This window comes from Flavobacterium gyeonganense (genome assembly GCF_029625295.1).
Classification (GTDB): Bacteria; Bacteroidota; Bacteroidia; order Flavobacteriales; family Flavobacteriaceae; genus Flavobacterium; species Flavobacterium gyeonganense.
Genome location: NZ_CP121112.1, coordinates 953826 through 979686 on the forward strand (window position 1 = coordinate 953826; position 25861 = coordinate 979686).

Annotated in this window: 15 protein-coding genes, 4 tRNA genes, 3 rRNA genes and 1 pseudogene; 9 read left to right on the forward strand and 14 right to left on the reverse strand. The window is 37.2% G+C overall.

Annotated elements, in window-relative coordinates; all coding sequences use genetic code 11:
* The first annotated feature begins 173 nt into the window (after nt 1-173).
* Entirely contained in the window at nt 174-1292 is a 1119-nt protein-coding gene (gene ald, locus P5P89_RS03990; RefSeq protein WP_278010845.1) for an alanine dehydrogenase, read from the forward strand.
* Nucleotides 1293-1408: 116 nt separating this feature from the next.
* Here ald and pafA read toward each other — a convergent pair whose 3' ends face one another.
* From pafA to P5P89_RS04030, 8 genes are all read right to left on the reverse strand, one after another.
* Nucleotides 1409-3025, reverse strand: coding sequence for an alkaline phosphatase PafA (pafA, locus tag P5P89_RS03995; protein WP_278010846.1), 1617 nt, complete (start codon nt 3023-3025; stop codon nt 1409-1411).
* Nucleotides 3026-3317: 292 nt separating this feature from the next.
* Nucleotides 3318-3403: transfer RNA gene (locus tag P5P89_RS04000), tRNA-Leu, on the reverse strand.
* A gap of 6 nt (nt 3404-3409) precedes the next feature.
* A tRNA-Phe gene (locus P5P89_RS04005) sits at nt 3410-3482 on the reverse strand.
* Nucleotides 3483-3531: 49 nt separating this feature from the next.
* Nucleotides 3532-3641: ribosomal RNA gene (rrf, locus tag P5P89_RS04010) — 5S ribosomal RNA — on the reverse strand.
* A 148-nt stretch (nt 3642-3789) separates the two neighbouring features.
* Nucleotides 3790-6671: ribosomal RNA gene (locus P5P89_RS04015) — 23S ribosomal RNA — on the reverse strand.
* A 163-nt stretch (nt 6672-6834) separates the two neighbouring features.
* Nucleotides 6835-6908, reverse strand: a tRNA-Ala gene (locus tag P5P89_RS04020).
* A gap of 89 nt (nt 6909-6997) precedes the next feature.
* Nucleotides 6998-7071, reverse strand: a tRNA-Ile gene (locus P5P89_RS04025).
* Between the two features lie 128 nt (nt 7072-7199).
* Nucleotides 7200-8715 (reverse strand): 16S ribosomal RNA (locus P5P89_RS04030).
* The 16S, 23S and 5S rRNA genes sit together here with 4 tRNA genes alongside, the layout of an rRNA operon.
* Before the next feature lie 974 nt (nt 8716-9689).
* Here P5P89_RS04030 and thrS point away from each other — a divergent pair.
* From thrS to P5P89_RS04060, 6 genes and pseudogenes are all read left to right on the forward strand, one after another.
* A complete protein-coding gene (gene thrS, locus P5P89_RS04035; RefSeq protein WP_278010847.1) occupies nt 9690-11636 on the forward strand; it encodes a threonine--tRNA ligase in 1947 nt (648 codons plus the stop codon).
* 76 nt (nt 11637-11712) lie between these two features.
* Entirely contained in the window at nt 11713-12210 is a 498-nt protein-coding gene (infC, locus tag P5P89_RS04040; RefSeq protein WP_219634108.1) for a translation initiation factor IF-3, read from the forward strand.
* A 97-nt stretch (nt 12211-12307) separates the two neighbouring features.
* Nucleotides 12308-12505: a 50S ribosomal protein L35 gene (gene rpmI / locus P5P89_RS04045; RefSeq protein WP_007810722.1), complete on the forward strand. Its 198-nt coding sequence runs from the start codon at nt 12308-12310 to the stop codon at nt 12503-12505.
* Nucleotides 12506-12690: 185 nt separating this feature from the next.
* Nucleotides 12691-13034: pseudogene (gene rplT / locus P5P89_RS04050) on the forward strand (50S ribosomal protein L20).
* 121 nt (nt 13035-13155) lie between these two features.
* Nucleotides 13156-13728, forward strand: a complete 573-nt coding sequence (locus tag P5P89_RS04055; protein ID WP_278010848.1) for a Crp/Fnr family transcriptional regulator — start codon at nt 13156-13158, stop codon at nt 13726-13728.
* Nucleotides 13729-13806: 78 nt separating this feature from the next.
* Nucleotides 13807-14241 carry a carboxymuconolactone decarboxylase family protein gene (locus P5P89_RS04060; RefSeq protein ID WP_278010849.1) on the forward strand — a complete coding sequence of 145 codons (435 nt, stop codon included), beginning with the start codon at nt 13807-13809 and terminating at the stop codon, nt 14239-14241.
* Between the two features lie 83 nt (nt 14242-14324).
* Here the strand turns inward: P5P89_RS04060 and P5P89_RS04065 are convergent, their stop codons facing one another.
* The 6 genes from P5P89_RS04065 to P5P89_RS04090 form a co-directional block, all read right to left on the reverse strand.
* Entirely contained in the window at nt 14325-15584 is a 1260-nt protein-coding gene (locus P5P89_RS04065; RefSeq protein WP_278010850.1) for an asparagine synthetase B, read from the reverse strand.
* Between the two features lie 312 nt (nt 15585-15896).
* Nucleotides 15897-16565 (reverse strand): response regulator transcription factor, encoded by a 669-nt coding sequence (locus tag P5P89_RS04070; protein ID WP_278010851.1) that lies wholly within the window; start codon nt 16563-16565, stop codon nt 15897-15899.
* Between the two features lie 103 nt (nt 16566-16668).
* Nucleotides 16669-17286 (reverse strand): sensor histidine kinase, encoded by a 618-nt coding sequence (locus tag P5P89_RS04075; protein ID WP_340696517.1) that lies wholly within the window; start codon nt 17284-17286, stop codon nt 16669-16671.
* A gap of 322 nt (nt 17287-17608) precedes the next feature.
* On the reverse strand, nt 17609-18367 hold the full coding sequence (locus P5P89_RS04080; RefSeq protein ID WP_278010852.1) for a hypothetical protein: 759 nt from the start codon (nt 18365-18367) through the stop codon (nt 17609-17611).
* 28 nt (nt 18368-18395) lie between these two features.
* On the reverse strand, nt 18396-18884 hold the full coding sequence (locus P5P89_RS04085; protein WP_278010853.1) for a hypothetical protein: 489 nt from the start codon (nt 18882-18884) through the stop codon (nt 18396-18398).
* A gap of 170 nt (nt 18885-19054) precedes the next feature.
* The gene (locus tag P5P89_RS04090; protein ID WP_278010854.1) at nt 19055-19405 is read right to left on the reverse strand and encodes a hypothetical protein; all 351 of its coding nucleotides are present in this window, start codon (nt 19403-19405) and stop codon (nt 19055-19057) included.
* Nucleotides 19406-19946: 541 nt separating this feature from the next.
* Here P5P89_RS04090 and P5P89_RS04095 point away from each other — a divergent pair.
* Entirely contained in the window at nt 19947-20597 is a 651-nt protein-coding gene (locus P5P89_RS04095) for a phage tail protein (protein WP_278010855.1), read from the forward strand.
* 65 nt (nt 20598-20662) lie between these two features.
* Nucleotides 20663-25828 (forward strand): T9SS type A sorting domain-containing protein, encoded by a 5166-nt coding sequence (locus tag P5P89_RS04100; protein ID WP_278010856.1) that lies wholly within the window; start codon nt 20663-20665, stop codon nt 25826-25828.
* Nucleotides 25829-25861 lie beyond the last annotated feature (33 nt).

A 25861-nucleotide genomic window follows, 5' to 3' on the forward strand; every position in this document is an offset into this window, starting at 1 on the left:
AATCAGTCATTTTTTCTTTTTGAAGAAACAAAAAAGAATTTAAACAGAATATTTTACTGTAAAAATATGAAATAAAATAATATTTTCTTATTTAAAACCTAACTACCAATAATATATTCTCTATTGATAAATTTGTAACATAAACTCAATAGAAAACATAAAATATAACAAAAATGATAATAGGTGTTCCAAAAGAAATTAAAAATAATGAAAACCGTGTAGCTTTAACTCCTGCCGGTGTTTCTGAAATGAAAAAACACGGACACACAGTTTATGTTCAGTCCACTGCAGGTTTAGGAAGTGGTTTCAGCGATGAAGAATATGTAAATGCGGGCGCAGTTGTTTTACCAACAATCGAAGGCGTTTATGCTATTGCGGAAATGATTATAAAAGTTAAAGAACCAATTGCTTCTGAATATCCCTTAATTAAAAAAGATCAATTGCTTTTTACTTATTTCCATTTTGCATCTTCAGAAGAATTAACTCACGCCATGCTCGAAAAAGGAGCTGTATGTTTAGCTTATGAAACCGTTGAAAAAGCAGACAGAAGTTTGCCTTTATTAGTACCAATGTCAGAAGTTGCGGGTCGTATGGCGATTCAGCAAGGTGCCAAATACCTTGAAAAACCACTAAAAGGAAGAGGAATTCTTTTAGGAGGTGTTCCGGGTGTGCCACCTGCAAAAGTATTAGTTTTAGGAGGCGGAATCGTTGGAACTCAGGCTGCAAAAATGGCTGCAGGCTTAGGCGCCCAGGTAACTATTATGGATTTAAGCTTACCACGTTTGCGTCAACTTGATGACATCATGCCTGCGAATGTATATACAGAAATGTCAAATCATTACAATATTACAAAAGCAATTAAAGATGCCGATTTAATTGTTGGAGCAGTTTTAATTCCGGGAGCAAAAGCACCACACTTAATTACAAGAGACATGCTTAAATTAATGCGTCCGGGAACTGTTGTAGTTGACGTTGCTGTAGATCAGGGAGGCTGTATTGAAACCTGCACACCTACTACTCACGAAAATCCAACTTTTATTATTGATGATATAGTTCACTATTGTGTAGCAAATATGCCTGGTGCAGTTCCTTACACATCCACTTTAGCATTAACTAATGCTACTTTGCCTTATGCAGTACAATTAGCCAACAAAGGATGGCAAAAAGCTTGTAATGAAAACGAAGAATTAAAAAAAGGATTAAACATTGCTAACGGAAAAATTCTTTATAAAGGAGTTGCTGAAGCATGGAATCTTCCTTACAATGAAGAATTGGAGCTAGCAAATGCATAGCTATTATTATATAGTGCTTACTAATAAACTAAAAAAATGCTTTTCAAAAATGAAAAGCATTTTTTTGTATAAAATCCCTACCTCAAAAGACCATGTTTAAAATATAATTCAGAAATTTACTTCTCATTCAGTATCTCCTGCATTACTTTTGCTTCTGTACCGTTAGGAAAAGTAACTTTTATTTTTTGAGCAATCGTTGGAGCAATCTCAGTAATCGCCTTTTTATCATAAGACTCTCCTTTTTTGATATGCCATCCATAAAAAATTGCCGGCACATGTGTATCGTAAGTATAAGCCGTTCCGTGTGATGTACCAGTTGGCAAGTATTCAATAACTCCAGGTTTACCAATCAAAACGATATCACCATTCTGTGCTACGTCATATCCTTTTGCTACAAAATTTAAGTAATAATCATTCCCTGAATTAGCCAAAATCTCTTCTTCTGTATACACTTTTTTAACCTGTGGCAGCGAAATTAAAAAGTCTTTAAAAGCTTGTTTTACCTTTACTAAATCTAATCCCTTGTCTTTAATAATCGATTTATTAAAAAAGATATTAAAATTAGAATAGTTCAAAAGCAAATCTACTCCAAATGTTTTTACTGAGAAATCCTGTAAATTCTTTCTGAAATCTTTTGATGGATAATTATCGACATCATACTTCCGGTCTTTCAAATAAATAACATTTTCTGCACCAGCATGGTCAGCTGTCAAAAAGAGCAGATAATTATTTTTTCCTACTGTTTTATCCAGATAAGTTAAAAAATCGGCTATTGTCTGGTCTAATCTCAAATAAGTATCCTGAAGCTCCATGGAACGTGGTCCTAACAGATGCCCAACATAATCAGTAGATGAAAAACTCAGCGTTAAAAAATCAGTAATATTATCTTTTCCTAACTCTTCCTTTTCAATGGCTTTTTTAGCAAAATCAGCTAAAAAATCATTTCCAAAAGGAGTAGATCTTAATATCCCTGCATCATTTTTTTCATACATAGTTTTTAAATCATATGGAAAAATGGGTGCTGAACTGCCATATAATTTTCCTTCATAAGGATTATCGTCAGAAAGACTTTCATTATACGTTGAAACTGGCTTATACAAATCCCAACCTTTATTAATGTATTTCAGGTAGTTTTTTTCATTATTAAATTCTGAAACCCAATCCGGTAGCTTATTTCCATAAAAAGTGCTTGAAATAAAAGATCCTGTTTTACTATACCAAAAAGCCCAATTAGCAAAATGCCCTGCTGGCAAAATTGCGCCACGGTCTTTAAGGCTAATTCCAATCACTTTTCCTTCAAAATTTGTCGCCATTCTAACTTCATCTGTAATGGTAGTACTTTGTAGGTTTTTTGGAGACATTTCTCCTTCATCCGCAGTTCCGTCACCAACTGTTTTTACCGAAATGTCATCCGTACAATACATTTGCTTTCCTAAGCTTCTGCTAAACCACTCATTTCCTACAATTCCATGCGTTGCAGGCGTAGTTCCTGTATAAATTGATGCATGTCCAGGAGCTGTATAAGTCGGTACATAATTATAATGCATATTTTGAAAAACATATCCATTATTCATCAATCTTTTAAATCCGTTTGGAGAAAAATCTTCTGAAAATCGATATAAGTATTCCATTTTCATTTGATCAATCACAATTCCTACAACTAGCTTGGGACGTTGTTGAGATGTCAGGTTTGAAATAACCAACAGCATTAACAATACAAAACTTTTTTTCATAACTAATAAATTAAAAAACAAAAATACAGATTCGAGAGTAAAAAGGGTGACCAAACTCATATTTAAAATCAAAGTAGACCTTAATTTAACAGAAGTGTAAAAAGAATTATGACTTTTCCCTACGTGCTGCACGTTTTACCTTTTGCTTTTAAATTGAAAAAGCAAAAGAATGCCGCTTTCATCCCTAACGCGTGATCTGGATAACCAAGAGACTTTGATATTTAAAACAGTTATCTCCTCCAATAAAAAAGCGCAATTACTTAATTATAGTAATTGCGCTTTTTTGGTTTTGTACTCAGAGCGGGACTTGAACCCGCACGGACATTGCTGTCCACTGGATTTTAAGTCCAGCGTGTCTACCAATTTCACCATCCGAGCATTTTGTGGTACCTCCAGGGATCGAACCAGGGACACATGGATTTTCAGTCCATTGCTCTACCATCTGAGCTAAGGTACCTCATTTTAAACAAAAAACCCTATTCTTATTCAGAATAGGGTTTTCAAAAGAAAGGCGACGACATACTCTCCCACAAAACTGCAGTACCATCTGCGCAGGCGGGCTTAACTTCTCTGTTCGGAATGGGAAGAGGTGAGCCCCGCCGCAATAACCACCTTAAGGTCGTTTGTTGCTTTGGCAACTTTTTTAATTGACAATTGATAATTAACAACTGATAATTAAAAACAATATCTTAACATACTGAGATAAAGAAAAGTATTTTTGTATTAGAAAGTTTCTCCCGAGCCTTGCGGCTCGGGAAAAGGGTGTACATAAGCTTACGGATTATTAGTACTACTCGACTATGACATTACTGCCTTTACATCTATAGCCTATCAACGTGGTCATCTTCCACGATCCTTAAAAGAAATCTCATCTTGTGGTGGGTTTCGCGCTTATATGCTTTCAGCGCTTATCCCTTCCCAACGTAGCTACTCTGCGGTGCCCCTGGCGGGACAACAGATACACTAGAGGTTAGTCCAATTCGGTCCTCTCGTACTAGAATCAGATCCACTCAAATTTCTAACGCCCACAGTAGATAGAGACCGAACTGTCTCACGACGTTCTGAACCCAGCTCGCGTGCCACTTTAATGGGCGAACAGCCCAACCCTTGGGACCTTCTCCAGCCCCAGGATGTGACGAGCCGACATCGAGGTGCCAAACCCCCCCGTCGATATGAGCTCTTGGGGGAGATCAGCCTGTTATCCCCGGCGTACCTTTTATCCTTTGAGCGATGGCCCTTCCATGCGGAACCACCGGATCACTATGCTCTACTTTCGTACCTGATCGACCTGTATGTCTCTCAGTCAAGCTCCCTTATGCCATTGCACTCTACGCACGGTTACCAAGCGTACTGAGGGAACCTTTAGAAGCCTCCGTTACTCTTTTGGAGGCGACCACCCCAGTCAAACTACCCACCAAGCACTGTCCCCCGCAATACGGGGTTAGGCCTCAGATAAACAAAGGGTTGTATTTCAACAATGACTCCACAACGCCTGGCGACGCCACTTCATAGTCTCCAACCTATCCTACACATCATTTATCCAAGGTCAATACTAAGCTATAGTAAAGGTGCACAGGGTCTTTTCGTCCCACTGCGGGTAAACGGCATCTTCACCGTTACTACAATTTCACCGAGCTCATGGCTGAGACAGTGTCCAGATCGTTACACCATTCGTGCAGGTCGGAACTTACCCGACAAGGAATTTCGCTACCTTAGGACCGTTATAGTTACGGCCGCCGTTTACTGGGGCTTCAATTCAATGCTTCTCCGAAGATAACATCTCCTCTTAACCTTCCAGCACCGGGCAGGTGTCAGGCCCTATACTTCATCTTACGATTTTGCAGAGCCCTGTGTTTTTGATAAACAGTCGCCTGGACCTCTTCACTGCGGCCAGCATTGCTGCTGGCGACCCTTCTCCCGAAGTTACGGGTCTATTTTGCCTAATTCCTTAGCCATGAATCTCTCGAGCACCTTAGGATTCTCTCCTCAACTACCTGTGTCGGTTTACGGTACTGGTACTAATTACCTGAAGTTTAGAGGTTTTTCTTGGAAGCCCTTAGGCGCACTATCTCTTTGTCCGAAGACTCCGAGTACTATTGTATTTCACCATTCCCTACGGATTTGCCTATAGGAAATATAGCTAGGTACTTTAACGAACTATTCCGTCAGTTCGCGGCGCTTTCATCACTCCGTCACCCCATCACAGTAATTAGTAGTACGGGAATATTAACCCGTTGGCCATCGACTGTCCCTTTCGGGTTCGCCTTAGGACCAGACTAACCCACAGCTGATTAGCATAGCTGTGGAAACCTTAGTTTTTCGGTGTGCGGGTTTCTCGCCCGCATTATCGTTACTTATGCCTACATTTTCTTTTCCAGCCAGTCCAGCATACCTTACGATACACCTTCAACCCTGCTGGAATGCTCCCCTACCACTTGCAGTAAACTGCAAATCCATAGCTTCGGTAATATGCTTATGCCCGATTATTATCCATGCTCGTCCGCTCGACTAGTGAGCTGTTACGCACTCTTTAAATGAATGGCTGCTTCCAAGCCAACATCCTAGCTGTCTGGGCAGACAAACCTCGTTCTTTCAACTTAGCATATATTTGGGGACCTTAGCTGATGGTCTGGGTTCTTTCCCTCTCGGACTTGGACCTTAGCACCCAAGCCCTCACTGCTGTAAAACATTATATAGCATTCGGAGTTTGTCAGGAATTGGTAGGCGGTGAAGCCCCCGCATCCAATCAGTAGCTCTACCTCTATATAACTATTATCAGCGCTGCACCTAAATGCATTTCGGGGAGTACGAGCTATTTCCGAGTTTGATTGGCCTTTCACCCCTACCCACAGGTCATCCGAAGACTTTTCAACGTCAACCGGTTCGGTCCTCCACTGTGTGTTACCACAGCTTCAACCTGCCCATGGGTAGATCACACGGTTTCGCGTCTAACACTACTGACTAAAGCGCCCTATTCAGACTCGCTTTCGCTACGGATCCGTGGCTTAACCACTTAACCTTGCCAGCAACGTTAACTCGTAGGCTCATTATGCAAAAGGCACGCCGTCACCCCACAAAAGGGCTCCGACCGCTTGTAAGCGTATGGTTTCAGGATCTATTTCACTCCGTTATTCACGGTTCTTTTCACCTTTCCCTCACGGTACTGGTTCACTATCGGTCTCTCAGGAGTATTTAGCCTTAGCGGATGGTCCCGCCAAATTCAGACAGGGTTTCACGTGCCCCGCCCTACTCAGGATACCACTATCTATTATACTTGTTACCCATACGGGGCTATCACCCTCTATGGCGTCACTTTCCAGTAACTTCCGGTTCCGTGTACATAAAATATCGTGGTCCTACAACCCCAATCATGCCGTAACAAAATTGGTTTGGGCTAATCCGCGTTCGCTCGCCACTACTTACGGAATCACTTTTGTTTTCTTCTCCTCCGCCTACTTAGATGTTTCAGTTCAGCGGGTTTGCCCACCTATCGGTGTACTATGTCTTCAACATAGTGGGTTGCCCCATTCGGGTATCTGCGGATCAAATGGTGTGTGCCCATACCCGCAGCTTTTCGCAGCTTATCACGCCCTTCATCGCCTCTGAGAGCCTAGGCATCCCCCATACGCCCTTATTTTGCTTATTGTACCAATCATTCACTTAAGAATGACCGTTTTTTTTGTCTTTTGTTTTTTTGTATTACTACAGAAAACAAAAAACGCTTTCTACTTTTTAAATTTTTCTTATCTCAATATGTCAATGAACTTTAACAATTAATAATTATCAATTGATAATTGTCAATTATTTCGTGGAGAATAACGGAGTCGAACCGTTGACCTCCTGCGTGCAAGGCAGGCGCTCTAGCCAGCTGAGCTAATCCCCCATTTTTTAGTTGTCAGTTAACAGTTTTTAGTTAACAGTACTTAAAACGGTTACTCAACCTCTAAAATTTCCTTTTTTAAGTTAAAATAGTAGTCCCGGGCAGACTCGAACTGCCGACCCCTACATTATCAGTGTAGTACTCTAACCAGCTGAGCTACGAGACTCTGTTTTTACTTAATTTTCATTATTTTTTAAATTAACAGCAAGAGTAATTGAACCTTACGATTCAGAACTTTCAAAATAATCATCTTTTATCCCCAACGTGTGTCTCCACTAACATATGAGGCTCTAGAAAGGAGGTGTTCCAGCCGCACCTTCCGGTACGGCTACCTTGTTACGACTTAGCCCTAGTTACCAGTTTTACCCTAGGCAGCTCCTTGCGGTCACCGACTTCAGGCACCCCCAGCTTCCATGGCTTGACGGGCGGTGTGTACAAGGCCCGGGAACGTATTCACCGGATCATGGCTGATATCCGATTACTAGCGATTCCAGCTTCACGGAGTCGAGTTGCAGACTCCGATCCGAACTGTGACCGGCTTTATAGATTCGCTCCTGGTCGCCCAGTGGCTGCTCTCTGTACCGGCCATTGTAGCACGTGTGTAGCCCAAGGCGTAAGGGCCGTGATGATTTGACGTCATCCCCACCTTCCTCACAGTTTGCACTGGCAGTCTTGTTAGAGTTCCCGACACTACTCGCTGGCAACTAACAACAGGGGTTGCGCTCGTTATAGGACTTAACCTGACACCTCACGGCACGAGCTGACGACAACCATGCAGCACCTTGTAAACTGTCTTGCGAAAGATCTGTTTCCAAATCGGTCAGTCTGCATTTAAGCCTTGGTAAGGTTCCTCGCGTATCATCGAATTAAACCACATGCTCCACCGCTTGTGCGGGCCCCCGTCAATTCCTTTGAGTTTCAAACTTGCGTTCGTACTCCCCAGGTGGGATACTTATCACTTTCGCTTAGCCACTGAAGTTGCCCCCAACAGCTAGTATCCATCGTTTACGGCGTGGACTACCAGGGTATCTAATCCTGTTCGCTACCCACGCTTTCGTCCATCAGCGTCAATCCATTAGTAGTAACCTGCCTTCGCAATTGGTATTCCATGTAATCTCTAAGCATTTCACCGCTACACTACATATTCTAGTTACTTCCTAATAATTCAAGTTCAGCAGTATCAATGGCCGTTCCACCGTTGAGCGATGGGCTTTCACCACTGACTTACTAAACCGCCTACGGACCCTTTAAACCCAATGATTCCGGATAACGCTTGGATCCTCCGTATTACCGCGGCTGCTGGCACGGAGTTAGCCGATCCTTATTCTTACGATACCGTCAAGCTGATTCACGAATCAGTGTTTCTTCTCGTATAAAAGCAGTTTACAATCCATAGGACCGTCATCCTGCACGCGGCATGGCTGGATCAGGCTTGCGCCCATTGTCCAATATTCCTCACTGCTGCCTCCCGTAGGAGTCTGGTCCGTGTCTCAGTACCAGTGTGGGGGATCTCCCTCTCAGGACCCCTACCCATCGTAGCCATGGTAAGCCGTTACCTTACCATCTAGCTAATGGGACGCATGCTCATCTTTTACCGTTGTGACTTTAATAGTGTGTTGATGCCAACTCACTATACTATGGGGTATTAATCCAAATTTCTCTGGGCTATCCCCCTGTAAAAGGTAGATTGCATACGCGTTACGCACCCGTGCGCCGGTCTCTCCCGCCCGAAAGCGGGATACCCCTCGACTTGCATGTGTTAAGCCTGCCGCTAGCGTTCATCCTGAGCCAGGATCAAACTCTTCATCGTATATTGTAAATATTATATTGCGACGAATATCTATCGGTTCTTTTTCGAATCTCTCGATTCCATTACTCTTATTCTTTTGTTCTAACATCTCTGTTAAAACGGCTGTCAATTCAATATGTCTACGAACGTAATTTCTTTGTCTTTCCGCTTGTCTCTCAAAGCGGGTGCAAAACTAAAACTTCTTTTTGTTTCCTGCAAGAAAAATTTAAAAAAAATTGAAACTTTTTTTTCGTCTCCGTTTTCCATTTTTTTCTCCCAATCTCTCAATGAACTTTTCCTGTTTTGCGGGGTGCAAATGTAAAAAGCATTTTCAAATCTCACAAGCTTTTTTGAATCTTTTTTTTTGAAAATTTCTTCTCTTTTAATTCTTATTACCTGTCAGTATTTCAGTGAACGACTTCGTTGTTGCGGGTGCAAAAGTACCACCTTTATTTACATTTACAACCCTTTTTTTTATATTTTTTCCATCTTTTTTAAAACTTTTTCTTAACTAACTCATAACAGCTTGGTTACAATTTAAACTTTTTTACAAAATGTAAGAATTTTCCCTTATCGTGTGCCGTTTTGATAATTTAAACACGTTTTCAATTGTCATTCTTATACATTTTTTAGCTTTTGAATCTCTTTTCTGAACTATAATTATGTTTTGAAAACTAATTTAATAGCCCCGATAGAAGCGAAAATCCTTTTGCGACGGCGTTCGGAACAAAAGATTGAAGCGCATAGCGGGAAATAGCTACATAATATCATATTAGAGATTCAAAGGTTTCGAATCCTCTCAGCCCAACAAACTCTACTTATATATTATAATAGGTATACAAAAGTAAAACCCAACAGTTTTTAGTTAAGAACACATAATACAATTATATATACTACAGCAAAAACTATACTTACACATAATAAAGTAAACTTATACATATATATTGTATGTATTTTTGTAATCATGTATATTTGCATTCACAAAATTATAAACAATGATCAAGATTACTTTACCCGATGGGTCAATTAGAGAGTTCGCTTCGGGCGTAACTCCAATGGAGGTCGCTAAAAACATTAGCGAAGGTTTTGCAAGAAATGTGATTTCTGCATCTTTTAATGGTACAACTATTGAAACCGAGACTCCATTAACGACCGACGGTAATCTTATATTATATACTTGGAATGATGCCGAAGGCAAAAAGGCTTTCTGGCACTCGACTTCGCACGTAATGGCTCAAGCACTTGAAGAGCTTTATCCTGGAATCAAATTAACTCTGGGACCTGCAATTGCTAATGGATTCTATTATGACGTGGATTTTGAAGATCAGAAAATTTCTGAGGCTGATTTTAAAAAGATCGAAGATCGTATTCTTGAAATCTCAAGAGGGAAATACGATTTCAAAATGCGTCCTGTATCTAAAGCTGAAGCTTTAGAAATATACAAAGACAACGTTTACAAAACTGAGCTGATTTCGAATCTTGAAGATGGAACTATCACATTCTGCGATCACGCTACTTTTACTGATTTATGCCGTGGTGGACATATTCCGAATACAGGAATTATCAAAGCTGTAAAAATAATGAGCGTTGCGGGTGCTTATTGGAGAGGTGACGAGAAAAACAAACAGCTGACTCGTGTTTATGGAACTTCTTTCCCTAAACAAAAAGATTTAACTGAACATCTTGAACTTCTTGAAGAAGCAAAACGTCGTGATCACCGTAAATTAGGAAAAGAACTTGAATTGTTTGCTTTCTCACAAAAAGTGGGTCAGGGTTTGCCTTTATGGCTGCCAAAAGGCGCTGCGCTTAGAGATCGTTTAGAGCAGTTTTTAAAGAAAGCTCAGAAGAAAGCAGGATACGAGCAAGTTGTAAGCCCTCATATTGGCCAAAAAGAACTTTACGTTACTTCTGGGCACTATGCAAAATATGGAGCAGATAGTTTCCAGCCTATTCATACACCAGCAGAAGGTGAAGAATTTTTATTGAAACCAATGAACTGTCCTCACCACTGTGAGATTTACAATGTAAGACCTTGGTCATATAAAGATTTACCTAAGCGTTATGCTGAATTTGGAACTGTTTATAGATATGAGCAATCTGGAGAATTACATGGTTTAACTCGCGTTAGAGGGTTTACTCAGGATGATGCGCATATTTTTTGTACTCCTGAGCAATTGGACGAAGAGTTCAAAAAAGTAATTGACCTTGTATTATATGTATTTGGTTCGTTAGGTTTTGAAAATTTTACGGCTCAAATCTCGTTGAGAGATCAGGAAGACAGAGAAAAATACATTGGAACTGATGAAAACTGGGAGAAGGCAGAAAACGCAATCATCAACGCAGCAAAAGACAAAGGTTTGAATACTGTTGTAGAATATGGTGAAGCAGCATTCTATGGTCCGAAACTAGATTTCATGGTAAAAGATGCTTTGGGAAGACAATGGCAATTAGGAACAATTCAGGTAGATTACAACTTACCAGAACGTTTTGAATTAACTTACAAAGGTGCTGATAATGAATTACATCGCCCTGTTATGATTCACAGAGCTCCTTTTGGATCTATGGAACGTTTTATAGCAATTTTACTTGAGCACACAGCAGGAAATTTCCCACTTTGGCTAATGCCAGAACAAGCTATTATCTTGTCTTTGAGCGAGAAATACGAAAATTATGCTAAAAAAGTTTTAGATTTGCTAGAAAATCACGAAATTCGCGCCCTAATTGATAACCGAAGCGAGACTATTGGTAAGAAAATTAGAGATGCAGAAATGCAGAAAATACCATTTATGCTGATTGTTGGTGAAGAAGAAGAGAAAAACGGAACGATTTCTATTCGTCGTCATGGACAAGAAGGAAAAGGAAATATTACAGTTACAATCGAGGAATTTATCAGAATTGTAAACGAAGAAATAAATAAAACATTAAAAGTTTTTACAGTTTAACTTAAATTATAAAGTCATAGCAATAAGAAGTAACAGAGGTTTTCAACCTCGAGTAGAAAAAAAAGATGCACACAGAATAAATAACAACATTCGTGGGGTGCAAGAAGTGAGACTAGTGGGTGAAAACATCGAGCCTGGTGTTTTTAAACTAGCAGAGGCTTTACGTTTAGCAGATCAATTTGAATTGGATTTAGTTGAGATTTCGCCAAACGCAGAACCGCCGGTTTGTAAAATCATGGATTACAAGAAATTTGTTTACGAGCAAAAGAAACGTGATAAAGTTTTAAAAGCTAAGTCGTCTCAGGTTGTCGTAAAAGAAATTAGATTTGGTCCTCAGACTGATGAGCATGATTACGAATTTAAAAGAAAGAATGCTGAAAAGTTCCTTAAAGAAGGTGCAAAATTAAAAGCTTTTGTATTCTTCAAAGGACGTTCCATCATCTATAAAGATCAAGGTCAAATTTTATTATTACGTTTGGCAACTGACTTAGAAGAGCATGGTAAAGTGGAAGCTATGCCTGTTTTAGAAGGAAAGAGAATGATTATGTTCATTGCTCCTAAGAAAAAGAAATAGTCTCGGTTTACAGTTTCAGTATTCAACTTTGAACATGAAATATAAAACTTGAAACAAAAGCATAAGTAAGTAAGAATAAATTAAAACACTAGGAAAAATGCCTAAAATGAAAACAAAATCTAGCGCCAAGAAACGTTTTAAAGTTACTGGTTCTGGAAAGATTAAAAGAAAGCATGCTTTTAAAAGTCACATCCTGACTAAAAAATCTAAAAAACGTAAATTAGCTTTGACACACTCAGCGCTAGTTCATTCAACAGATATGAAAAGCATCAAACAACAATTAAGAATTATCTAATATAAGTCAAAAGTTAGAAAGTCATAAATTTAAAAGTCAGTTGCTGACTTTAGACATTTGACTTTAAGACATTTAGACTAAAGATTTTCTTTAGGTTAAAAAATTATTTATATAACCTTGGAGTATGGCTTTGAAGTTCCTTTGATTTAATTCAGGACGCCTGCTACAAAAAACACATTAAAATTATGCCAAGATCGGTAAATTCAGTTGCTAAAAGAGCAAGAAGAAAAAAATAATGAAGCAAGCCAAAGGTTTCTTTGGCAGACGTAAAAACGTTTGGACGGTTGCTAAGAATGCAGTAGAGAAAGCAATGTGCTACGCTTACCGCGATAGAAAACAAAACAAAAGAAATTTCCGTGCTTTATGGATTCAACGTATTAACGCTGGAGCTAGATTAGAAGGAATGTCTTATTCTCAATTCATGGGGAAAGTTAAAGCTAACGGAATCGAATTGAACCGTAAAGTTCTTGCAGATTTAGCTATGAACCACCCAGAAGCTTTCAAAGCTATTCTTAATAAAGTAAAATAAACGTTTATCAACTCAATTTAAGATTACTTACTTATCATAAAAAACCCAATCAAATGATTGGGTTTTTGCTTTTATAATAAATCTGATTTATCTTTAAACCAACTACTCAGAAGCAACAAATATGTTTACAGCTCTTTTAAACCACATACAGAAATTCATAATATTAAATTCTGAGGAAATTGATATTCTGGAATCGAGCCTCATCCTTTCAAAAGTAAAAAAGAAAGAACACTTATTACAAGAAGGCCAAATCTGTAGTACTATGTATTTCGTCACAAAAGGCTGTGCCAGACAATATATAATTAATACGAAAGGAACTGAACAAACCCTGCAATTTGCAATTGAAAACTGGTGGATAACTGATTATTTAAGTTATCATAATAATAGTCCTTCACATTTTTATATACAAACTGTTGAGAACTGCGAAATTATAGCATTAGAAAAAAATATATTAGAATCCCTTATAATTCAAATTCCCAAACTTGAAAGATACTTTAGAATCGTTTCACAAAAATCTTTTGGAGCTGCTCAAATGCGCATTAAATTTTTATTTACGATGTCGGCAGAAGAAAGATATAACCATTTCAAAAACCAGCAACCAGATTTTGTACAGCGGGTTCCCCAATATATGCTTGCCTCCTATTTAGATTTTTCTGCAGAATTCATGAGTAAAATAAGATCCGGCAAAATCTGACCTGAATTTCTTGAAGCAGTTCAAGTTTTTTAAAGTATACATCACTGACCTTTGTAATGAACTTTAAAACATATAAAAATGAATTCAAGAATAGTTATTCCACAAGTTGCTCCAGAAGCCTACCAAGCCTTAATGAATTTAGAAAAATACATTTCTACAACTTCACTAACTTCAACTCATAAAGAGCTAATTAAAATTCGTGCTTCACAAGTAAACGGATGTGCTTTTTGCATCAATATGCATACAGCGGATGCCCGAAAATTAGGCGAAACTGAACAGCGAATTTATCTTACCAGCGCATGGCGAGAAGCTGATGTATTTACGGAAGAAGAAAAAGCTATTTTAGCTTTAACTGAACAAGTGACATTAATCAGCAATCATGTTTCTGATGAAGTTTATCAAAATGCTGCCCGTCTATTTGATGAAAAATATCTGGCTGAAATTATCCTTACCATTATCACGATAAACTCATGGAACAGATTCGCAATTGCAACGGGATTAAGAGCAGTTTAATTCTTAATTAAACCAACAAAAAAGGCTTTTTCAAGTTTATGAAAAAGCCTTTATATTTTCTTAACTACATATTCAGAGCATGATTACGTTTTTAATTTTTTCTTTTTTGCAGCCGGAAACAAAACGTTATTTAAAATCAATCGATAGCCAGGAGAATTTGGATGTAAATCCAAAACTGTTGGCGGATCACCTACCTGATGCTGATAATCTTCGGGATCGTGTCCTCCAAAAAAAGTAAACATTCCTTTTCCTTTTTCTCCATGAATATAGCGTGCTTCTCCATTAAGTTCACATGCTCCCATAATTAAAACATTAGATTTGATCAATGCTGAATCAAATGAAGTAGTCTGCCCCATAAATCCTTTTACCAATTGTGTATGGTTTTGACAAAGCATACTTGGTATTGGGTCCCATTTTGCAGAGTACTCCATTAAAGTAAAATAATCTTTATCAGGTGTTATTCTACGTTTTGTAGTCATATCAATATCTGAGAACTCGTATTGTTCAGGTCTTCTTTCAAGAATAAAATCTTTAAAGGCAAAAGAATTTCCATAGTTCAGTTTTGACTGATAATTTGGTTCACTCGCATCTCCATCAAACATTGCTTCACAGATATCAATTCCATCTGCTGTCAAAGAAATATCAAAGCTATCCGTTGCAGAACACATAGCAAACATAAAACCTCCTCCAATAACAAAGTCCCTTATCTTTTTTGCAACAGCGCCTTTTTCCTGTGAAACTTTTGCATAACCTAATTTTACTGCTAAGGCTTCAGCATCTTTTTTTTGTTCAATATACCAGGGTGTATTTTTGTAAGCTGCATAAAATTTACCATATTGTCCGGTAAAATCCTCATGATGTAAATGAAGCCAGTCATAAAGCAACAACTGATCACTTAAAACCTCTTCATCATAAATTGGTGTAAAAGGAATTTCGGCATATGTCAAAACCAGAGTTACAGCATCATCCCAGGGTTGTTTTCCTTTTGGTGTATAAACAGCAATTTTAGGAGCCTTTTCTAAAATGACTGATTCCATGTTTTGTGAAGGACTTGAAATTTCATCCAAAATTGAAACTTGTTCGCTATCAGAAAGTATTTCAAAACTTACTCCACGAATTTTACATTCTTTACGAATTTCATCAGCATCAGGCAATAAAAATGATCCACCTCTATAATTTAAAAGCCAGCTGGCTTTATAATCCTTATTCAGACACCAATAGGTTATCCCATAAGCCTTCAGGTGATTTTGTTGTGTAGTTTCATCCATAGGGAGAAGTATAAAAGATGCTTTTGCCGATATAGACATTATGAACACTACTATATATTTTAAGCTTTGTTTCATTTCGGTAAACTATTTTCTGTAAAGGTATAAAGGAAGTATTAAAAACTATATTGGAATAGTTATTTATTGATATTAATCATCACTTTTTTTGGATCAATTAAGTGAAAACAGGTATAAATACTTACAATCAAAAAAGATATTCTGGTTAAATTTGAACATTCAATAAATAATAAAAATTAAGATAAATGAAAATTAATGAAACTGATAAGGAATCAAAACAATTAAATATACTACAAAAAATAGCACTTTGTATATTAGCAATAACTGTTATATCCTATTATGTTCTGTCTATTCAATTTTTAACCAGTTAATTTAAGGAGTTAAAACTGCAATTTCATTTTGAATCGCATATACAACCAATCCAGCGATATTTCTAGACTCAGTTTTAAGTAATAAATTATTTCTGTGTCCTTCTACCGTTCTGGGGCTCAAGAAGAGTTCTTCGGCAATTTCAGCCGTGGTTTTTTGATTGCAAATAAGCTGAAGTACTTCGATTTCCCTTGGTGATAAAAAACCAGATTCTAAATTGATTCTAGAATTTTTTGAAGGCAGCATGGTATCTTGTATGGTTTTTAAAATCTTTTCATTATAAAAAAATCCTTTTTTTGCAACTTCATTTATTGTATTTATTAAATCTGCTGGAGTTGTATTTTTTACCAAATAAGCGACTGCCCCTACCTGAATCATATTTATCACGAATGATCTAGTATCATAACTAGTCAATGCAATAATTTTAATATCTGGAAAAAATTTTCTAATAACTTTAGTAGCCTCAACACCATTTAGAACAGGCATTTTCAGATCCATAATAATAATGTCTGGCTTAATCTCACTATTATTCAAATTTGAAATCAATTCTTCTCCATTTGATGCTTCAAAAAGAACTTCAATATTTTCTTCTCTTTGAAGTAAAAAAGATATCCCTTTACGAAATAAGATTTCATCATCAACTAAAACTATTTTGATAGTAAAATTATTCATTTTCCTGAGTTTAAATCTTCTTAGAATTCGAAATTACAAATTATATCATATAAAAAACCAATGAGTAATATTAATAGTAATTTAAGCAAAATAACTAATCAAGTTAAAATGTAAAAAAAACTTCAATCCCCTTATTGATTTCAGATTTTATATCAATGCTTCCATTTAAGAAAGATATCCTGCTATCTATATTCTTCATCCCTAATCCTTTCTGATTTTCAGAATTTTTAGAATCAAAACCTATCCCGTTGTCTTTATAAAAACAGCTATTGCTACCATTAACTTTATCTAAATTTATAGAGATTTCTGAAGCCTTTCCATGTCGCAAAGAATTATTCATCAACTCTTGTAAAATCCTAAAAACGTGTAAATGTCTATTTTTTTCACTTTCATCAAACTCAATTTTGTTTTGATATGACACTTTAACAGATTTACTACTCTCAAATTCTTCACATAGTTCTTCAATTCCGGCATGGAGTCCGAATTTATCAAAAACAGGCGGCAATAAATTATGGGCAATTTTTCTTGAATTATCTAATGCCTTTGCTGTTATATTAATAATATTTGCAGTAATTTCTTTTGTTTCAGTTTCTGTTAAATTTGCTGAAGTTAGTAAATAACTATTCAATGAAACTACATTTAATTTTGAGCTAATGTCATCGTGCAAATCCTGAGCTATTCTTTTCCTTTCTTCCTCCTGTGTGATGATAACAGCATGCAACTGCTCTTTTTGATGTGCTAATACTAAATCTTTTTTTCTAATTCTTTTTGAATAATCTTTTTTCTGGAAAAATAAAAAAAGACAATCAAAGCAACTGCTACAATCATAAAAAAAAGTGAGATGTACAAAATAATTGCGACAACTTCTTTTTCAGGAATGGAATTTACATTCATATAAATCGTTGTATTTTTTATTATCGAATATAATCGTATTCAAATATATTGATTTATTTTATCAATGAAGTGTCATACTTTAGTTGTAAACAATAAAATCTCCGTCAAAAAATTGACAGAGACTTTTTATACTTTTTCATATTTAAATACTATTTTATTGGATTTTCTTCTTCAATACAAGGTGGACATGGGCGCGTACCATCGTATATATCTTCTGTTTCTTCAGATGTGACTGACGTCTTTTTTACTTGATTATTTTTATCAAGCCCAATTAAAATAATAGTGGCTTTTCCTTTAGGATTAATCCCAAAAAAAGCACCTAAATTTACATTGCCGTTATATAGCATGACTTTGACAACTTCTGCTTCTAAATTAAAATAACGAAAACGGTTACCCTCATATGAAGTTACTTCGTCCAGTTCAGAAATATTGCTGAGTTTTTTTTGCCATTCACTAATCCAGAGGGATGCGTCACGTGGTGACAATAAATGTGAATTTAATAACTCTGTTCTCTTTTTAGTTGCGCTTACAGATAATGCTTTAAGATTCGCTAATTCACTTCTAAAAATGGATTCTTTTAATATTGATGATTTAACTATTCCTAACTCATGATCAGATTCATCAACACTAGCTACTTGCATTTGTATTATATTATCAACAAATCCTAATTTGAAATGCACCTGAGTTATATTTGGTCTTTCCATCAATAACTTCATTTCACTGATTGGAAATAAATAAGCAGCCACCTCTTTTTGCGAACTTGCAAATTTAGCATCCAGCTTAGCAGATAACCAATTCTCATTTTGTACAACTAATGCCGGAGCGACATCTTCCTGATTATTTTCTTTTTGACATGAAAACACAAAAACAATCAATACATAAAAGCCGATTTTTTTTATTTTTTTCATAACTAAAAACTTATTTAATTAAATAACACTATTCAACCTGAATAAAAGTTTTTTGGGAAAAGCTTACTTTCCATTCATATAAAATAAATAATTGGTAAACCAAAAATAAAAAAGCATTTAATTTCCATGACAGATATTTTAAATCATCACTCAAACTTAAAGTCAGATTTCCTACTAAATACAAAATCGTAGAGCCTAACATAAAAAAAATTACAGCTATAGTAATGTAATAGTATGATTTATTTTCAGTGAGCATATTATAAAAATGCAGTAACGCAAATGCTACTATTAACAAAGAAGCAATGGTTATTGCAAACAAGTTAAATTTTAAGAATTGCCTGTAATCAATAAAAAACTGAATGCTCAAAATGAATAAAGCACAATATAAACTACGCTTTACTATTCGTTTTTGAGATTCTAATTTTACAATGGATGCATAAAATAAACTTAACAAAATCATCTGCCCGACAACAAATATATTGATTACGAACAAATTATCAAATCTAAAATGGTACATAAATTCCATTGTAAACTGCATTATAAAAGAAAAAAGCAAATAACACATAAAAAAAATATTAACTTTTTCCTTACGGAAAAAGCTGTAAGTATATAAAATCAGATTAATTAATAATAATAAATAACCTGAATATATTAAAAAATCTATCATTAATATTGAATTCTGTATTTTTAAAAAGGAGGCGAAGGGCGTGTTCCATCATAAACAACCTCTTCAACTGATTTAGCACTACCCTGGTTTTCAGGAGGTCCATAAACATCTATATATTTACCGGTTTCTTTGTTCAAATTTGCCCCAACAAAAAGTAATGTTTTTTCATTTTGATCATTAATACCTATATAAGCACGAACAGCATCAGTATTAAGCTGCAATACAATTTCTAAACTTTCCCTCGGTATCAAATAAGATTTTATCTTGCTGTTACTATCTTCAAGTGTAGTATCATTCTCGTATCTCTTTTCCCATTCTTTTGCAACTGCTAATGGAATCTGAATTGGTCCTGCAAATTTTTCTTCTGCCATAATCTACTAGTTTTGGTTAAATTAATTATGCTTAATATAAGCTAAACTAAGGAATTATTTTAAAAAGTTAACATTTAAAACAAAAAATAATATTTAAAACCATTTTTAAAAATACTGATATATAGATACTTGACTAAAAACAGGTATAAATACGTGTAATTATATTTTTATTATGATTTAATTTTGTTAACAGCCTCATAAAAAAAGAGTTAGTTAAATATTCATATTTTTTTATTATAAAATAAAACTTACCGTTATTTTAAATCCTGAATAACTAAATCTTATTAAGTAACTCAATTCTGATTTTTCATTTACAAATTCACTTATACAAAAGACAAATCAAAAAAGCAATTACAATAGGGTTTTTCATTCTTTAAAATTTTAAATTATTATGATATAGAATTATACACGTGTTTTTTGATCTTATGACATTAGTTGATGCTCTCATGTCATTTTTTTGAGCCTTTTTTTTACAGTTGAATATTTTTGAGAATACAATTTACTAACAATAAATAATTAATTAATCTTAAAAGAAACAATTATGGACGAAATAATGGGAACCATCAAACTTTTTGCAGGAAATTTTGCTCCTGTAGGCTTCTTAACTTGTGAAGGACAAACTTTATCAATAAGCCAAAACACAGCTTTATTTTCTATATTAGGCACAACTTATGGTGGAGACGGAATGAATACTTTTAAACTTCCTGACTTACGCGGAGCATTTCCGACACAATGTTCAAACATCGGAGGAGTACACCCTGGAGGAACATATGCTTTAGGACAAGTTGGTGGAAATCAATCCTACACAATTACATCCAATAATATGCCTCCTCATACGCACACAATTGTAAAAGGAGCAGGAACAAACCTGACCGGTGCTGTAACAGTAAGTACTGTTTTACAAGCAAGTACAGCAGACGGAGCATCTCCATCACCTTCTGCAACAAATAATGCTTTAGGTACTACAGGTGATGTTGGAGGAAGTGGTCAACCCAATCTTTATACTAATGGTACACCAACTATACCCTTAGCAGGAGGTACTTCAACAGTCACTAATAACTTAAATTTTGACCCGACAGGATTGACTTTGTCACCATGGGGAAATGGTCCTCAACCATTACCAACTGTACCACCTTTTGTGGCAATGCAATATATTATTTGCGTTCAGGGTATATATCCTTCCAGACCATAAATCTTTAATTTACAAGGACTGTTTTTGTAACGGTCCTTTTTTGTAATATTTTAAAAAATAATGTTATGTATAAAAAATTACTCGTACTCGCATGTTTTCTAGGCATGATAACATCTTTGAATGCGCAAACATTAAGTCCTGGCGATATTGCGATTATAGGAACTAATTACGATGTGGTACCCTACGAAATGACTATCGTAAATCTTGCTCCTATACAAGCAAATACTGTTATTCGAATAACAGATTACGGATATGATGAAACGACAGGTACTTTCGGTACTACTTCTGTGAGTAACACTTCAGAAGGTTCAATTACCTGGACAACTACAGCATTGGCTGCTGGAACAGTGACTAAATTAACAATCTCTGGAGGAGCTACTCCTGTTGTTACTGGCTTACCGGGTACTGTTACTGTAACGGGATGGTCAAATGCAACTGCCACAAATTGTCCGGTACCCGCAGGAGGAGATAACTGGTTTATTTTTCAAGGAAATTCTCCAACATCTATAAATAATTTCATCTTTGCATGGACAAATACCTTTAGCGCAACTTTTAATGCTATAAATCAACCTGCAGGGCAATTTAATGTATCTGGATCAGGAACTCCTAACAATAATAATTCATATTTACCTCCATCTCTTACTCTTGGATCAACGGCTATTGCACTTAACAGAGACCCATCTAATGGAGGATATCATGGAGATAATAATGTTTATACAGGAATTTTCATTGGTACTAAATCACAAATACTTAGCGAAATTGGTAATGTATCAAAGTGGACCAGAAGCGAAACCGTAACTTTTAACATAACTCCTGGTGCAATAGGAAGTTCATTTCCTGGTATAAACCCGATTTTTATACTTCCTAATGCCAACCCAACAGACTTAGATCTTTCAGCAACATCTATCAACGAAAATGTAGCTGCTGGATCAACAGTGGGCGTTTTATCTTCTGTTGATATAGATTTAGGAAATACTTTCACTTACTCTTTAGTTGCAGGTGCAGGAAGTACGGACAACAGCGCTTTCACCATCAGCGGGGCCAACCTGCAGATCAATGCAAGCCCGGATTTTGAAACTAAATCTTCTTATTCCATCAGACTAAGAACTTCCGATCAGGGTGGACTTTCTTTTGAAAAAACATTTACTATCAATGTAAACAACCTGAACGAAGTTCCAACTGATCTGGCCCTTTCTGCTACGGCAATCAACGAAAATGTAGCTGCCGGAACAACAGTCGGCGTTTTATCTTCTGTTGATGTAGATGCTGCAAATACCTTTACCTATACTTTGGTAGCGGGTGCAGGAAGTACAGACAACAGCGCTTTCACCATCAGCGGGGCAAACCTGCAGATCAATGCAAGCCCGGATTTTGAAACTAAATCTTCTTATTCCATCAGACTAAGAACTTCCGATCAGGGTGGACTTTCTTTTGAAAAAACATTTACTATCAATGTAAACAACCTGAACGAAGTTCCAACTGATCTGGCCCTTTCTGCTACGGCAATCAACGAAAATGTAGCTGCCGGAACAACAGTCGGCGTTTTATCTTCTGTTGATGTAGATGCTGCAAATACCTTTACCTATACTTTGGTAGCGGGTGCAGGAAGTACAGACAACAGCGCTTTCACCATCAGCGGGGCCAACCTGCAGATCAATGCAAGCCCGGATTTTGAAACCAAATCTTCTTATTCCATCAGACTAAGAACTTCCGATCAGGGTGGACTTTCTTTTGAAAAAACATTTACTATCAATGTAAACAACCTGAACGAAGTTCCAACTGATCTGGCCCTTTCTGCTACGGCAATCAACGAAAATGTAGCTGCTGGATCAACAGTCGGCGTTTTATCTTCTGTTGATGTAGATGCTGCAAATACCTTTACCTATACTTTGGTAGCGGGTGCAGGAAGTACAGACAACAGCGCTTTCACCATCAGCGGGGCCAACCTGCAGATCAATGCAAGCCCGGATTTTGAAACTAAATCTTCTTATTCCATCAGACTAAGAACTGCCGATCAGGGTGGACTTTCTTTTGAAAAAACATTTACTATCAATGTAAACAACCTGAACGAAGTTCCAACTGATCTGGCCCTTTCTGCTACGGCAATCAACGAAAATGTAGCTGCTGGATCAACAGTCGGCGTTTTATCTTCTGTTGATGTAGATTTAGGAAATACTTTCACTTACTCTTTAGTTGCAGGTGCAGGAAGTACGGACAACAGCGCTTTCACCATCAGCGGGGCCAACCTGCAGATCAATGCAAGCCCGGATTTTGAAACTAAATCTTCTTATTCCATCAGACTAAGAACTGCCGATCAGGGTGGACTTTCTTTTGAAAAAACATTTACTATCAATGTAAACAACCTGAACGAAGTTCCAACTGATCTGGCCCTTTCTGCTACGGCAATCAACGAAAATGTAGCTGCCGGAACAACAGTCGGCGTTTTATCTTCTGTTGATGTAGATGCTGCAAATACCTTTACCTATACTTTGGTAGCGGGTGCAGGAAGTACAGACAACAGCGCTTTCACCATCAGCGGGGCCAACCTGCAGATCAATGCAAGCCCGGATTTTGAAACCAAATCTTCTTATTCCATCAGACTAAGAACTGCCGATCAGGGTGGACTTTCTTTTGAAAAAACATTTACTATCAATGTAAACAACCTGAACGAAGTTCCAACTGATCTGGCCCTTTCTGCTACGGCAATCAACGAAAATGTAGCTGCCGGAACAACAGTCGGCGTTTTATCTTCTGTTGATGTGGATGCTGCAAATACCTTTACCTATACTTTGGTAGCGGGTGCAGGAAGTACAGACAACAGCGCTTTCACCATCAGCGGGGCCAACCTGCAGATCAATGCAAGCCCGGATTTTGAAACCAAATCTTCTTATTCCATCAGACTAAGAACTGCCGATCAGGGTGGACTTTCTTTTGAAAAAACATTTACTATCAATGTAAACAACCTGAACGAAGTTCCAACTGATCTGGCCCTTTCTGCTACGGCAATCAACGAAAATGTAGCTGCCGGAACAACAGTCGGCGTTTTATCTTCTGTTGATGTAGATGCTGCAAATACCTTTACCTATACTTTGGTAGCGGGTGCAGGAAGTACAGACAACAGCGCTTTCACCATCAGCGGGGCAAACCTGCAGATCAATGCAAGCCCGGATTTTGAAACCAAATCTTCTTATTCCATCAGACTAAGAACTGCCGATCAGGGTGGACTTTCTTTTGAAAAAACATTTACTATCAATGTAAACAACCTGAACGAAGTTCCAACTGATCTGGCCCTTTCTGCTACGGCAATCAACGAAAATGTAGCTGCCGGAACAACAGTCGGCGTTTTATCTTCTGTTGATGTGGATGCTGCAAATACCTTTACCTATACTTTGGTAGCGGGTGCAGGAAGTACAGACAACAGCGCTTTCACCATCAGCGGGGCAAACCTGCAGATCAATGCAAGCCCGGATTTTGAAACCAAATCTTCTTATTCCATCAGACTAAGAACTGCCGATCAGGGTGGACTTTCTTTTGAAAAAACATTTACTATCAATGTAAACAACCTGAACGAAGTTCCAACTGATCTGGCCCTTTCTGCTACGGCAATCAACGAAAATGTAGCTGCCGGAACAACAGTCGGCGTTTTATCTTCTGTTGATGTGGATGCTGCAAATACCTTTACCTATACTTTGGTAGCGGGTGCAGGAAGTACAGACAACAGCGCTTTCACCATCAGCGGGGCAAACCTGCAGATCAATGCAAGCCCGGATTTTGAAACCAAATCTTCTTATTCCATCAGACTAAGAACTGCCGATCAGGGTGGACTTTCTTTTGAAAAAACATTTACTATCAATGTAAACAACCTGAACGAAGTTCCAACTGATCTGGCCCTTTCTGCTACGGCAATCAACGAAAATGTAGCTGCCGGAACAACAGTCGGCGTTTTATCTTCTGTTGATGTGGATGCTGCAAATACCTTTACCTATACTTTGGTAGCGGGTGCAGGAAGTACAGACAACAGCGCTTTCACCATCAGCGGGGCAAACCTGCAGATCAATGCAAGCCCGGATTTTGAAACCAAATCTTCTTATTCCATCAGACTAAGAACTGCCGATCAGGGTGGACTTTCTTTTGAAAAAACATTTACTATCAATGTAAACAACCTGAACGAAGTTCCAACTGATCTGGCCCTTTCTGCTACGGCAATCAACGAAAATGTAGCTGCCGGAACAACAGTCGGCGTTTTATCTTCTGTTGATGTGGATGCTGCAAATACCTTTACCTATACTTTGGTAGCGGGTGCAGGAAGTACAGACAACAGCGCTTTCACCATCAGCGGGGCAAACCTGCAGATCAATGCAAGCCCGGATTTTGAAACCAAATCTTCTTATTCCATCAGACTAAGAACTGCCGATCAGGGTGGACTTTCTTTTGAAAAAACATTTACTATCAATGTAAACAACCTGAACGAAGTTCCAACTGATCTGGCCCTTTCTGCTACGGCAATCAACGAAAATGTAGCTGCCGGAACAACAGTCGGCGTTTTATCTTCTGTTGATGTGGATGCTGCAAATACCTTTACCTATACTTTGGTAGCGGGTGCAGGAAGTACAGACAACAGCGCTTTCACCATCAGTGGTGCAAACCTGCAGATCAATGCAAGCCCGGATTTTGAAACCAAATCTTCTTATTCTATTAGAATAAGAACAACAGATCAGGGTGGTTTAAGTTTTGAAAAACAGTTTACAATTACTATTAATAATGTATGTGAATTAGACAATGGAGCTACTCTGACATCAGGTGTCATTACAGCAACACAAACTGGCGCTTCATACCAATGGATTCAATGTCCTGCTACTATATTAGTTGGAGAAAACGGGCAATCGTACACTCCAACAGCTATTGGTTCATATGCGGTTGTTATAACAATTGGGACATGTAGTACTTTATCATCATGCATACCTGTAACATCTTTAGCTAATCCTGATGTAGAAGAAAAATCTAAATTTGTAATATATCCAAATCCAAACAATGGTATTGTAAATATACAAACTGATCATGATGCTGATTTGAATATTATAAATCAATTGGGACAAACTATTAAAACAGCAAGAGTTACCTCTGATATAGTTAACACAATTAATCTTGAAAGTCAGGCTGACGGGGTTTATTTCATAACAGAAAAGAAAGGGAGTAAATTAATTACTCACAAATTGATTCTGAAAAAATAATTCAAAAGGTTTTATAAATTCTTTTAAATCAGA